At 50.2% G+C, this 13,239-nt stretch carries 11 protein-coding genes; 6 read left to right on the forward strand and 5 right to left on the reverse strand.

The features are described from left to right. Positions 1-197: 197 nt before the first annotated feature. Positions 198-1,121 (reverse strand): ribokinase, encoded by a 924-nt coding sequence (locus JR338_12680; GenBank protein ID QRN84583.1) that lies wholly within the window; start codon positions 1,119-1,121, stop codon positions 198-200. A 265-nt stretch (positions 1,122-1,386) separates the two neighbouring features. Here JR338_12680 and JR338_12685 point away from each other — a divergent pair, with 265 nt between their 5' ends. Next, entirely contained in the window at positions 1,387-1,908 is a 522-nt protein-coding gene (locus tag JR338_12685; GenBank protein ID QRN84584.1) for a hypothetical protein, read from the forward strand. 83 nt (positions 1,909-1,991) lie between these two features. Here the strand turns inward: JR338_12685 and JR338_12690 are convergent, their stop codons facing one another. Further along, on the reverse strand, positions 1,992-2,222 hold the full coding sequence (locus JR338_12690) for a hypothetical protein (GenBank protein ID QRN84585.1): 231 nt from the start codon (positions 2,220-2,222) through the stop codon (positions 1,992-1,994). 119 nt (positions 2,223-2,341) lie between these two features. Here JR338_12690 and JR338_12695 point away from each other — a divergent pair, with 119 nt between their 5' ends. The 4 genes from JR338_12695 (at position 2,342) to JR338_12710 (ending at position 8,801) form a co-directional block, all read left to right on the forward strand. Then, complete coding sequence (locus tag JR338_12695) at positions 2,342-3,466, forward strand: hypothetical protein (protein ID QRN84586.1); 1,125 nt, start codon at positions 2,342-2,344, stop codon at positions 3,464-3,466. 60 nt (positions 3,467-3,526) lie between these two features. After that, a complete protein-coding gene (locus JR338_12700; GenBank protein QRN84587.1) occupies positions 3,527-4,996 on the forward strand; it encodes a peptidase S10 in 1,470 nt (489 codons plus the stop codon). Between the two features lie 347 nt (positions 4,997-5,343). Further along, complete coding sequence (locus JR338_12705; GenBank protein ID QRN84588.1) at positions 5,344-6,009, forward strand: response regulator transcription factor; 666 nt, start codon at positions 5,344-5,346, stop codon at positions 6,007-6,009. 80 nt (positions 6,010-6,089) lie between these two features. Further along, complete coding sequence (locus JR338_12710) at positions 6,090-8,801, forward strand: AAA family ATPase (protein ID QRN84589.1); 2,712 nt, start codon at positions 6,090-6,092, stop codon at positions 8,799-8,801. 424 nt (positions 8,802-9,225) lie between these two features. On the opposite strand, the gene JR338_12715 is transcribed toward JR338_12710, so the two are convergent. Both JR338_12715 and JR338_12720 read right to left on the reverse strand, forming a co-directional pair. Then, the gene (locus JR338_12715; protein QRN84441.1) at positions 9,226-10,077 is read right to left on the reverse strand and encodes a YjjW family glycine radical enzyme activase; all 852 of its coding nucleotides are present in this window, start codon (positions 10,075-10,077) and stop codon (positions 9,226-9,228) included. After that, on the reverse strand, positions 10,077-11,654 hold the full coding sequence (locus JR338_12720) for a YjjI family glycine radical enzyme (GenBank protein QRN84442.1): 1,578 nt from the start codon (positions 11,652-11,654) through the stop codon (positions 10,077-10,079). The genes JR338_12715 and JR338_12720 overlap by 1 nt, the downstream gene beginning before the upstream one ends. 118 nt (positions 11,655-11,772) lie before the next feature. Between JR338_12720 and JR338_12725 the strand changes: the two genes are divergently transcribed. Then, the gene (locus JR338_12725) at positions 11,773-11,976 is read left to right on the forward strand and encodes a PspC domain-containing protein (GenBank protein ID QRN84443.1); all 204 of its coding nucleotides are present in this window, start codon (positions 11,773-11,775) and stop codon (positions 11,974-11,976) included. A 54-nt stretch (positions 11,977-12,030) separates the two neighbouring features. Here the strand turns inward: JR338_12725 and JR338_12730 are convergent, their stop codons facing one another. Further along, positions 12,031-13,065: a sodium:calcium antiporter gene (locus JR338_12730; protein QRN84444.1), complete on the reverse strand. Its 1,035-nt coding sequence runs from the start codon at positions 13,063-13,065 to the stop codon at positions 12,031-12,033. Between the last annotated feature and the right edge of the window lie 174 nt (positions 13,066-13,239).

Here is a 13,239-nt window from a genome sequence, read left to right on the forward strand (position 1 = left end):
CATTTTTCGTATTAATATATTAATAATGTCTATATTAGTAAATTATTTCAGTTAAATAAAACTATTTCAACTCCAATCGTAAGTATATCATGCCGTGGTTTAATACCTAGCTCCAATATATTTAATATTAAATTATCTTTTGATTATTTCCAAAATTAGCGAATTATTAATTATCAGTCTATGAATAATCCCATTTTTCAAGTTTTAAGCCGAACTTCAACACCTTCCCGGTAGGGTAAAGCTGGGATAACACCCAATTTTGTGCAGCAAAGGCCACCCGCCACAACTGCGAAACGAGCTGCCTCTACCAGGCTGCGGCCTTCACCCAACGCCGTCCCTAAGGCGGCATTGAAAGCGTCTCCTGCTCCGGTCGTATCCACCACATCCACCTTAATACCTGGCACTTCAGTCACTTCCCCATCCGGGTGCACCACCAACGCACCAGCCTCACCACGGGTAACCACAACAGAACCCACACCCCGTTTTTGGATTGCCCGGGCCAGATCAATGACATTGCCAGGCTCATCCGGCGCCAAACCCAATAAAATTTTCAACTCAGTCTCGTTTGGTGTGAGGACATCCACATCCTTGTAAATGGATTCAGGCAAAGGTCTGGCTGGTGCACAGTTCAGAATGGTGATCGCGCCGGCCGCCTTTCCCAGTGCCATCGCCCTGGCCGCGGTTTCGGCTTTGATTTCCAAAACGGTCATCACGACATCGCTATCCGCGATCACCGGTTGGAACGCATCCACATCCTCCGGTGAAAGCTCCTCATTTGCCCCAACATCCACCACGATCAGGTTTTCACCTGCCGGATTCAAGGTGATAAAGGCGACGCCGGTATAAGAATCCGGATCCTGAATGATATATTGCGTATCTATTCCCTCTGAAGCATAGAAGTTCATTGCTTCCTGGGCAAAGACATCCTTTCCGATCTTTTCAAGCAGGTTGACCTGTGCCCCTAACCGAGCTGCACCGATCGCTTGATTGGAGCCCTTACCACCCGGCCCCATATCAAAATCTGTCCCGATCAGGCTCTCCCCTACCACTGCGAAACGAGGTGCTCGCATGGTCATGCCAACGACGTAACTGCCAATTACGGTAATTTTTGGGGATGTCATCTACGCTCCTTCAAGGTCTGGAATTTTTATTCATTATACACAGGTTCTCTCCTTAAAACCCCAATCCAAAAGTGCTTTTTCGGCCAATTATGTCAATGTGACAACCAGTTCTGTTATTGGGGGCTTATTATTAGTTTTGTCTTCCGGTATAACAAATATACGAAATAGAATTCAGAGAATTAAACAGTATCTGTTCAGGCGCTACACAAGCTGAACCTTATTCAATCTACAATATCCTTCATCCATCATTAATGAAAGGCAATTAATGACTCCAGAAGATAAAGGTAAATTTATAATTGGCCAATGGATTATTCACCATCATTTTGGGGTCGGGGAAATAAAGGACATCAAGAAAAAAGGATTGGGGGACGAGCGTAAGGCCTATTATGAGGTCGAGACCAAGAAGAATACTTATTGGCTTCCAGTCGGCGATGAAGACAGCAACCGAGTTGAGCCCATACGAAATAAGAATGATTTTAAAGAAGCGCTAGAAATCTTGGCGGAAAAACCAATAGAAATTGAAACGAATCACAAATCCCGGATAAATCAATCCGATGAACGCTGGAATGAGGGCACCCTTGATTCACGGGCCCGGTTACTGCGGGACCTTAATGGCCAATCAAATTGGAAAAGCTTGAATTTTAATGAACGGCAGCTGTTCAATAAGATTCGCAGCCAGTTCATTGACGAATGGCTGCTTGTGAAGCCATCACTTGACCGAAACGAAGCTAAGCAGATCATCCAACAAGCTTTACTTCAAAGCGCAGAGAAAGACGACAGAAATTAAGGGGAATTGTTAGCGCGCCGGATTATTTATTTTTCATGCAAAGTTTAGCCTTGGCGTTGACAAAAAACGTCAAGGGACTTATTTCAACCAACCCCGGCAAAAAAAATCAGCCTCCCAACCGGCAGCAGGATCATGATGCCCAGAATGACTTGGAAAACGGTAAAGCCCGTCCATGTCGCCGCGCCCATGACCGGTTGAAAAAATCTCATCCCAAAGAAACTGATCAAGCATGAGATCAGGTTGAACTCCCCCTGTGTATCCACATCTCGATTATATTGACCGCGACAAGGCCCAAAAATTCGCGTATAATCCATTGGATTGCCTTTACAAAGAAAGCCAGACCAGAGAAATAGCCTATGAACACCATCATTGCCAACATTGCAAATCGTCTTTATATAATGAAATCCAACCGACTTTCACTGGGAGGCCACCAATGAGCAAATCCATCATTCTCTTTGATATGGATGGCGTCCTATTGGAGCAAGTCGGATACCACACCGCCTTGATCGCCGCTGTCAAGCGGATCGGCGCAGCCCTCGGGATGCCCAATGCCGTGATCACCCCAGGTGAAATCGGCCGCTTCGAAGCCATGAGCGTGACCAATGAATGGGATTCCCAATCCATTTGTGCCGCCCTGATGCTGATTGACCTTTGGAAACTGGATGGCTCCATCCGGTATGACCAAATCACCCCCCGCAATCCTATCATCACCGAGGAATCACCGGACATTTCCTCTTTTTTAGACCGCTTCACCGAAATTGGCGACGATCCCGGCCCCAGAGCTTATGAGATCCTGGCCGGGGAAAATCCCTGGCTGGACGCCGCTCAACGGGAATACCTCGAATTGGTCCTGTTCAATACCCGCAACATTTATAAATCTCCCCTCCTGCCGGCCTATCAGGAAACCATTTTGGGTAGCGAAGTCTTTCAACAGCATTACGGGTTGACCCCTCGGCTCAACGCGGAAAGTTTCCTGATGACCCAGGATAAACAGGTGATGACTGAATCCAAGCTGGCAGAACTGCAGGACTGGCTTGATATGCCCGAACACCAGGCCGGTATTCTAACCAACCGCCCCTGCAAGACCCCGCCCGGTTACCTCAGCTCACCTGAAGCCGAAATTGGCGCTCAATTTGTTGGCCTGCCGGATCTGCCCCTGATGGGCTCCGGCACCCTGGCCTGGTTTGCAGAAACCCAACTCCACGTTGCAGATCACCTTCTTTTTAAGCCCCATCCACTCCATGCCCTCGGACTTTTACAGTTGATTCTGGGGCAGACGGTGGAAGAATCCCTGCGGATCTCCAATGACCTGTTGGAAGGTCACGGAGAACGGACAGCCTGGGAGGCATTGGATGGTGCACGGGTTACGGTGATTGAAGACACTTTCAAGGGCCTGGCCTGTGGTCTGGCATCTCAAAAAGCGCTTGCTGAAATTGACATTCCCATTCATTTACAGCTAATTGGCATTTCCAAACATCCTGAAAAACGGGCAACACTGGCTCGTTATACCAACTGGCTTGTGGATGACCTCAACGCCATCTCCTGGGATGCCATTTAGGTCAGAATAAAAAGAGATACAATTAGATATCACCCGCCTGAGATCTAACTGGAGGAAACCTTGGCTGACGAAAAGAACAATTCCCCGGAAAATGATAAATCTGCTCCTGCCCCCACCCCGGTGGCAGAGACCACAGCCCAAACCCACCACTCGATCACGCTGAACGGTCAAAAGGTTGACTACACCGTCACCACCGGCACGATCATCCTCAAGGAAGAGGACGTTGAAGAGGGCGAAAAACAAAAAGCCAGCATCTTTTATGTGGCCTATACGAAAGAAAACCCGGAGCCCAATCGCCCCCTGACCTTTTCGTTCAATGGCGGGCCGGGGTCTTCTTCCGTTTGGATGCATCTGGGCCTGGTTGGGCCCAAACGGGTCCTGATGACCGAAGAAGGCGAACCCGTTGGCCCACCCCACAAACTCGTGGATAACGAATTTTCCCTGTTCGATGTGACCGATCTGGTCTTCATTGATCCGGTCAGCACCGGTTACAGCCGTCCCGTCCCCAAGGAAAAACCCGATCAATTCCATAACGTCCGCAAGGACATCGAATCGGTTGGCGAATTTATCCGAATCTGGACCACGCGCAACCAACGCTGGACCTCGCCCAAGTTCCTGATCGGTGAAAGTTACGGTACCACGCGGGCAGCTGGTTTGGCCGGGTACCTGCACCAGCGCCACGGCATGTACCTGAACGGGATCATGTTCGTCTCCTCCATACTGAATTTTATGACCGCCAAATTCGATGAGGGGAATGACCTGCCTTTCATCCTGTTCCTCCCCTCCTACACGGCCACGGCCTGGTATCATCACAAACTCCCGGCTGACCTGCAGGAAGACCTGGAAAAAGCCGTTGCCGAATCTCGGGAATTTGCAATGACAGATTACACCCTGGCATTAATGAAAGGCAACGACCTCAAAGGTGAAGAAAAACAGCAGATTGTGGAGAAACTGGTCCGGCTGACCGGGCTCTCGAAGAATTACCTCGAACAGACAAATCTGCGGATCAACATCCACCGGTTCTGCAAGGAGTTGCTGCGGGATGAGGGCCTGACCATCGGCCGTCTCGACAGCCGCTATAAAGGCTTCGATACCGATTCGGTTGGCGAGGTCCATGAGGTAGATCCCAGTTATTCAGCCATCCTCGGCCCCTATACCGCCACAATGTATGACTATTTGCGGCGTGACCTGGAATACGAGACCGATCTGCCCTATGAGATCCTAAAATCGCTCTATGAAACCTGGAAGTATGAGAGCTATCAGAACCACTATGTGAACACCGCGGCTGACCTGCGGCGCGGCTTCCAACTCCATCCCGGGCTGAAAGTGATCGTCTGCAATGGGTATTACGACCTGGCAACCCCCTTCCTGGCCACGGAATACACCTATAAGCACATTCCACTGCCGGAAATGCAGCAAGCCAATATCAAGATGACCTATTACCCTGCGGGCCACATGATGTACCTGCACCTGCCGTCATTGGCTAAGGTGTCAAAGGATTTGCATGCTTTCATCGCAGATGCAGTGTAAATTTCGATAGAAGATTATATAAAAACGCTCTTCGGGTTTGCCGGGGAGCGTTTTTAATTCTTAGAGTGATTCCAACTTCGAATAATACCCCATCCCCAGCCCTTCCTCTCTCGAGGGGAAGGGTGCCGAAGACGGGAAGGGGTCACCATTCCGCATTTTCGCCCCATAAATCCATCGTCATGTCTCTTGCACGGCCATGACCTACAAAAATATCCTCCATCCTCATTACCCATACCCTCCTGCAGCACTGGTCAAAATACCCCTCGGGGGGCAGGTCAGCCGACAGCCCATTAGCTATACTAAGATTGTCTAAATATTGTTACCCACTTATTCACCGGAGCGGCAGCATGGCCGAAAAATACCCATTAATCATATTCTCCAACCTGAAAGATACGGTGGATGTCACCTCCAAAGCCCTGGCCGGGACACCCTTTGGATTGGCGGGAATCACCGATTCATTCATCAACGCGCGGACCCTCCTCAGCCAATATGCCCCTGAATTCCTACTGATCCACCTAAATGAGAACTGCCAGGAAACCAATGTTCTGGTCCAGCGACTGAAAACCGTCAGTCCTCGCACCCGAATCCTGGTTATCCCTAATAGCTGGGACTGCAATACTGTCTTTGATACAATCCGGGCCGGCGCTGACGTCATCATCCCTGACCGCGGCGAACTGACAAAGCTGCCCAGGATCCTGCAAACGCTTCTGGATGATGAAATCTACCTGCCCAGTTTCGTAGCCAGCAGTCTGCTGGAACGCAGTCGCCAGGAAGTTCAATCACCATCCGAATTCCCCTTCCTTCTGACGGATAAAGAAAAGGAGATTTTAGAACAATTTTCTCAAGGTACCTGCCCAACAACGGTCGCCGACAATTTGGGCCTCAGCCATGAGCTTGTTCGGGCCTATGCGGATAATGTCATCAAGAAAATCCACTTTGTGGATATCGCCCGCAAGCAATATGAAGAGATCATGTCGGGCCTGTTGGGCTATCACACTCATTTCAAATATTAACTACCGGACAAAAAAACCCTACCAGAGTATGGTGTGGGGATTAATTCGGCATGTTAATATTTAATATGTCGTCTATTTTGGTGAAAACGAAACTCTTTATTCCCTATCTCCGCACAAAACTGGTGGAACGCACCCGGCTTTTAGAAAAACTCTCGCTGGGGCATAAAAACCATCACCGACTGCTCCTGGTGAATGCACCGGCTGGGTTTGGCAAAACCACTCTGGTCCGCTCCTGGATTGAAATGATTCATTCTCCAACAGCCTGGTTCACCATCGAGTCCGCAGATTCCCACCCTCGGCAGTTTCTCAACTACCTCGTCACAGCTGTTTGCCATGCACTACCGGAGCTGGAAGAAAGCCTCCTGCCCGTCACCACAGCCAGTCCACCTCTCCCCATTGATTACATTCAGACCCTATTGGTCAATAAAATCGCCGACACCCGGCAGCCTCTGATCATCGTGCTAGATGATTATCACAATGTCGATTCTCCCGAAATTGACACCGTTCTGGCTTTCCTGCTCGATCACCTTCCCACAACGACTACTTTAGTGGTGGTTACCCGGACCGAACCTAAATTCTCCCAGGCTCGTCAGCGCGCTCGTGGGCAGATGACCGAGATCACGATTCGAGACTTGCGGTTCACCTCCGCTGAGACGGAGAACTTCTTCGATATCAACTTTGGCCTGCACCTCGACAGCGAAGTCCTCAGCTATTTGAAACGGATCACCGAGGGCTGGGTGGCTGGGCTGCAGTTACTTGCTATGAACCTGCATGCGGACACCGCCCTGAAGGATATCCTCCACAGCCTCAAGCAGAATCGGGTCTACACCCTGGATTATCTGACCTGGGAAGTGCTGGAAGGACAGCCGGAAGAGATCCAATCCATCCTCTATTGTGCTTCGGCACTCGAAAAGATCAATCCTGAATTGGCTGCTGCCATGCTGTTGATTGATAAAACCTCGGCCCGCCAATCACTTGCAATCATTCAAAAACAAAATTTATTCCTCTTCCCCTTGGATTCCCAGTCTTTGTGGTATCAAATCCATCCTTTGTTCCGCGAAGTTCTCCAAAAGAAAGCTGAAGGATTCCTGCCAGGCCAAAAACGCATCCTCCACGGCCGGGCCAGCATGTGGTTTGAGAACAATGGCATGATAAAGGAAGCCATCCAACATGCCCTCACTGCAGGGGATCAACGTCGGGCCATCACTTTGCTCGAATCGCATGCCGAATCCCTGCTGCTTTCGGGGAAATATGACGCCTTCCTGCAATTCATTGCCGCCCTGGACGCTGACTATGGCAGACAAGCGCCCATTTTGATGGTTTACCGGGTTGTGGCAATGCTCTTCAGTGAATATTCCCAGCAATCCATTTTGGACGCGCTCAAACAAGCTGAAGACCAGATATCCAGGGGCAAACTAACAGGCGAGATTGGCGCGATCAAAGCCGTCATTCAAGGCTATACCGCGGACCCGCTGGAAGGGATCGCCCTTTCAAAAAAGGCCCTCGAAAAGATCAGCAGTAAACACACCTTTTTCCGCAACCTCGTCGAACGCAACCTGGGTGTGGCCTATCTCCTACGGAATGACCTGGTGAATGCCATCCCCTGGTTCGAGCAATTGCTGCTCTCCAGCTACGAGTTGGGAGATTGGGGCGGCGTTTTGGCAGCCTACAACTACCTAACCTTCATCCGGAAGGTGCAGGGTCGGTTGAAAGAAGCCGGAGTGATTTACCAAAAAGCGCTGGCATTCATCGAAGAGAACAACCTTGAACTGATGCCCCATGCCATCAAGATCATTGCGGGCTACGGTCAGCTGTTGCTGAGCTGGCATCAAATGGAGAGAGCCAAGTCATTCTTCAAGCGCGCCATCCAGATGGGTAAGAAAACAGATATTTATTATGCCCACAGCGCCTATCACGGCCTGAGCGAAGTCTATATTCTTGAAAATGACACCCGCAGCGCCTTGAAGAACATTCAGGAACTGCGTTATCTGACCCAGGGCAAACTGGGACTATATCAAGACATGCATGACCAGATGACCTTGGCGATGGAAGCCCGAATCCACCTGGAGGAAAGGCGGATCGAAAGAGCGAATATCTGGTTGATCTCCAGTGGGATCGATAAACTCGCCCCCGATCAGCTCCTGACTCGTTTTGGCTTTGAACTGGGTCTGATCCTGCCAGTTGCGGCGCGGATCTACCTGGTTAAAAACCAACCGGAACGGGCGGCCGAAATTCTTGAAGGGATCATCCCCTATTTCATCCAGCAGAACGCTAATGCCTACCTGACCAGCGCTTTCTGCTCCCTGGCGATTGTCCACCAGTACCTGGGATGTCACGAAAAAGCCGTTCGAGCACTAACTAAGGCAATTGAACTGGCGGAATCTGAAGAGAATTTTGGGGATTTCATGATCGTAGGCGGCAAATTGATCCCTTTGCTCTATGAAACTCTCTCAGCGGGGATCGCGCCGGAATTCACCAGTCAACTGCTGGCCTACCTGGCCGCTCTAAACCCCAGCCAGAAAAATCCGGTCAATGATCTGGGCAATATTGATACCCTCAGCCATCGGGAGATGGATGTTCTGAAATTGATATCGGAAGGGCTGACAAATCAGGAAATTGCTCAAAAGTTGTATTTGTCCACCAATACGATTAAATCGCACAGTATCAAGATCTACCGCAAACTCAACGTGAATAACCGCAGCCAGGCTGTCTCAAAAGCCCGGCTTCTGGGCATCCTGCCCACTCAACAGCCACCAAACTTCTCACAGGAATTCGGCCACAACATGTCTTAATCGGCTTCATTTCTACCTCCTTCATACGAATGACCTCCGGCCTGTCCACCCGGAGGTCATTCATTATTCCTTTATATTAAATTTTGAGTTATTTCAGGCTTGTTTGCTGAAGACTAAGTTGCTGGCTGAAAATTGGAAGATCACCCCAAAGAATTGGGCGATATTGAGCGTCAAACCCTTACTTGGATTTAACTTGCCATTCTCAATTGAATTGATGATCAGTCAGGTCACCCCCACCGCGTTAGCAACTGCCTGTTAAGAGATCTGGTCACGGTCGAAACGTAATTATCGCAGTCAATTTTCGAGTTTCACAGCTTTCCTTCACACAATAATATATTCAATGCTATACAAATAGGTTTGTATACAGCTTGTCAAAACCGACAATATTTTCGTTAGGTGGATTATGAAATTAATCAGGGAGAAATTAAAGAGAGCGGTCCACATTCACCAGACCTGTGCTTTTTGCCATCTCAATCAAGTGGTCCATAACGACATCCGTAGGTGACTCCCAGCTTGAGGCAATGCCGTGGGTTCCATGCGGCCGGAAACGCAGCAGGCGGAGATGGATCTCAGGATTCAGTGAGGCCAAAAACCCGGCAATTTCAATTATTTGCGCCTCATCATCCGTGTAGCCGGGGGCAACCACCGTGCGGACCATGTGGAACTTTCCCGCTTCGGCCACCATCTTGATCGTCTCAAGCGTGCGGGCATTATCCTGACCGGTCAGCGCGAGGTGAACTTCAGGGTCAAAGGCTTTCAAGTCCACCATCACATAATCCAAGTATGGCAGCAAGGTCTCAATCACTTCAGGCCCCACCCCACCATTGGTCTCAATACAGGTGGTCAGATCGGACTGGGATTTAATCAGTCTCAGCAGTTCAGCGAGATATTCCGGCTGGCACCCGGGTTCACCACCCGTGACAGTGACACCGGAAATGAAGGGAACAAAGGCTTGAAGCGCTTTCCAGGTAGCTTGCGGTGTTTGGTTAAGAACTTTGGGGGAACTGCTGTTAGGGCAAATATCAATACAGGTGTCGCACTGCACACATTTCACTGCATCCCAAAGGACTTCGCCATCATCAAGCCTCAAAGCCCCGACCGGGCAGCTTTCCACACAGGTTCCACAGGCGTTGCAATAATTAATCGTATACGGATTATGGCAATAGAGACAGTTGAACTGGCAACCCTGTAAAAAGACGACACTCCGGTTTCCCGGACCGTCCACGAAACTCTGGGGGAGGATGTTATTGATCCGTCCCATCACCCTTTTCGTCATCAGACCTGCCGCTCCCGGCGATGGAGAGTATTAGGCTGAGAATTGAAGAATTCCCGGGCAATTTCCGCAGTGCCATAACGGAGCAGCTGCTCCTCCTGGCGGTGTTCCAGGTCAGCGCGCCGGACAAGATAGCCCGACACCCGGACAAACTCAGAATCGTTTGAACCAATTGAGATATCCCGCAGCCCGAGTTTCATCGCGCCGTTGATAATATCCAATACCGCCTCAGGATTTTGCCGGGCAGTCTGGTCAAATTCAAAAATATCACTCACGCCACCTTCCACCAAGGATTGCACAGGCGCGGTCGCCTGCAAATGCGTGTAGATCTCCGGTTCTGTACCGGCAGGGATTCGGCAGCCAGGGGTCGTTTCATCATCCTCGGAAATGCCGACCTGAGCGTGAAAAACCACCCGTTCACCGGTGCCGCGGCAATAAGGGGAAGGATGTTTACCTAATTCTTGTTTAAGCCGGGAAATGATCTGCACAGCTACGGCATTCGCCTCGGCGTCGTGCCCATACTTGGCTTCGGGTTTCCCGCTCCGGGACATCATTTCGTTGACCATTTCATTCAACCCAAGCACACCGGCATAAGCTGAGAATTTTTCTGGATCCAGCAGACCTTCCTGTACAAAAATGTTGCTCTCAAACCAGCCTATTTCTTCCACAATATGCTTGATGCGGCTGTTCATCACTTCCACCTGGAGCGCAGCCAGGCGGGGAATTTCGACATCCAGCAGTTTTTCCAGATTACCGGAAAAATGCCGTACTGCTTCCGCCAGGTTAAGCCGAACCAATGTGAAGATCCCACCCCGCAGCCACATGATGTTATAGCAGCTGGCAACGATGTAATCCGGTCCCCAGTCCGCCAGATGCAGGGGATGGTTGAGGAAATAGGGTTTGGAAAGCTGCAGAGCGTTGCGAACAGCTTTCAGGGCGAAATCCCGGGGGGTCACTTCCGAGTCATATCGCAGGGTCAGGTTAGTGATCGTCCCGGCTTCATGATCGATATCCAACAACATCTCGCCTGTGCGGGTCGCTTCCGGGCCAATATCGGCATGCACAAAAGCATCCGGATGGAGCCGGTCAATCAGAGTCCAGAAAGATTTCAGAACCGGGCGAGCCACATCTGTGGGCAAGTCTTGGACAAAAGGTTCCAATAGGGTATCCAGATTGCCAATATAAGGCGGGTCACCGGCAGTGGGCGAATAATTATAGAGCGTCAACAGGCTCGTCACCGCCTCATAAAGGTTGGTCGCGGGTTTGAGGTCAAAGAAATCAGAACCCTCATCGAGCAGCTTTTGAAAATCGGGGGCAACATAGCGGGGATGATAGGGCGCAGGCCCCTCTCCCAACAGACAGATGATACCCTCGCCCAGTGCTTCCAGGGCTGCATCGGAGGCCTGCGGATAGGATAAAGTCTTATAGGCAGCATCCGTCATTGCCAACCGCTTTTGTTCTTCCAAAAGCATTGGATCAGCAACCACTGAGCGGACCTGATCCTTAAACGCTTTCAGGTCATCCGCTTGCATGCCGTTTTCAAGGTGTTCAAAGGGATACGCGATTTTCGTTTGGGTCATAACATCCTCTAAATCAACAAATAAGTACAAGTTATTATATCCCAAACCTTATCGGGATGCTGCCCCGCGACCTTTTCTCAGTTCCTGCGTATAACTTAGTAAGAAAGGAAATTAAAAAATGAATCAACCAACCAGAAACCCACTAAGACGCTCCCGCCGCAACCGGGTCGTAGCCGGTGTGTGCGGTGGATTGGGCGAGTTCTTCGGAATTTCAGCCTTCTGGTTTCGCCTGCTGTTCTTCATCCTATTGATCCCCGGCGGGCTGCCAGGTCTGCTCCCCTATATCATCCTTTGGATCGTCGTCCCCAAAGCAAGTCGCTAGAAACAAAAAACCCCCGGCCATGTGTGACCGGGGATTATTTTTATATTGTGGGGGTTAGTCTGCGGCGAAGAAGATCATCCTCAGCGCAATATAGACAAAGTACAGGGCGATCAGATAGAACGCGCTCCACTTGCCCAGCTTACCCTTATTGAACCACAGGATCAGCCAGAGCACAGCACCGGTGATGGTTTCCCAGGGCAGGTCCCAAAGGACCAATGGACCAGGAACCCAATAGCGGCTGATCAGAGCACCACCGCCGATGGCAACCAGGGGGTTGGTGATGTTGCTGCCCACCAGTGTGCCGAGGGAAATCCCTGCATCCCCATGCCGAACGCCAGAGATGGCAGTAATCAATTCCGGGAGGGCTGATGCCACACCCAGCGTGATGACACCAATTAATGAACCGCCAACGCCTGTTTTGGCAACCACAACCTCGGTCGCCTTAAGGGCGATCATGGCGCTGCCAACAGTGAGAGCTAAGGCTGCTAAGGCAATTCCAGCATCCCGCAGAGCCTGCTTACCGTTTTCAGGAACCCCTTCCGGCTTTTCACCCTCTTCGGTGAAACCATGATCTTCTTCACGGTAGTGCTTGCGTTCATCTACATAAAGATAATACATATAGGCCAAAAAAGAGCCAAAAAGGATCACACCATCTAGACGGGAATAGACGCCATCAACACCCAGGATAATACACAGCACCGTAGTGGCAATCATAGGGATCATGCTTTTCCAGAGGAAATAGCGTTTAAATTGCAGCCCGCCGGCCATCAAGATCACAACCGCCATGATCAGGGTCTGCTGGATCACATCCGATCCGATATTCGCTCCCAGAACCACGGCCGAACTCACCTGGAAATCCAAGGCACCGCTGAGGATACCGAAGGACGCCGTATAGTGAGCTGCGATTTCAGGAATACTCGTCGCCAAAGAGACGACGGTGACGCCCATGAAAGTTGTAGATAACCGGAAATACCCCGCCAGTCCGGTCAATTTCTTCACAGCAACATTGGATGACAACACCAAAACTGCAATCGAGGCCACCCCAAAAACAATCAGGAGTGGAAAACTTTGGTCCAAATAATCTAGCATAATAGCAGGAACCTCTCTAAACAACATATTCTTCGCACAAAAAACCAGGGTCACAGAACTGCGATCCTGGTTATTGCAAAGTTGAAACTCAAGGAAGTTCTGGGCGCGTTTTTAGATCTGAAGGCACCCTTCAGGGTCGTCTTGAATCGGCGCTTGGAACTCTTGATACTTATC

The sequence above is a fragment of the Chloroflexota bacterium genome, assembly GCA_016887485.1.
Classification (GTDB): domain Bacteria; phylum Chloroflexota; class Anaerolineae; order Anaerolineales; family Anaerolineaceae; genus Brevifilum.

Bases quoted from the DNA above. Each gene is read 5' to 3' on its own strand.
- JR338_12730 (QRN84444.1), bottom strand. From the start codon at position 13,065: ATGCTAGATTATTTGGACCAAAGTTTTCCACTCCTGATTGTTTTTGGG.
- JR338_12715 (QRN84441.1), bottom strand. From the start codon at position 10,077: ATGACGAAAAGGGTGATGGGACGGATCAATAACATCCTCCCCCAGAGT.
- JR338_12695 (QRN84586.1), top strand. From the start codon at position 2,342: ATGAGCAAATCCATCATTCTCTTTGATATGGATGGCGTCCTATTGGAG.
- JR338_12720 (QRN84442.1), bottom strand. From the start codon at position 11,654: ATGACCCAAACGAAAATCGCGTATCCCTTTGAACACCTTGAAAACGGC.
- JR338_12690 (QRN84585.1), bottom strand. From the start codon at position 2,222: ATGGATTATACGCGAATTTTTGGGCCTTGTCGCGGTCAATATAATCGA.
- JR338_12680 (QRN84583.1), bottom strand. From the start codon at position 1,121: ATGACATCCCCAAAAATTACCGTAATTGGCAGTTACGTCGTTGGCATG.
- JR338_12725 (QRN84443.1), top strand. From the start codon at position 11,773: ATGAATCAACCAACCAGAAACCCACTAAGACGCTCCCGCCGCAACCGG.
- JR338_12705 (QRN84588.1), top strand. From the start codon at position 5,344: ATGGCCGAAAAATACCCATTAATCATATTCTCCAACCTGAAAGATACG.
- JR338_12685 (QRN84584.1), top strand. From the start codon at position 1,387: ATGACTCCAGAAGATAAAGGTAAATTTATAATTGGCCAATGGATTATT.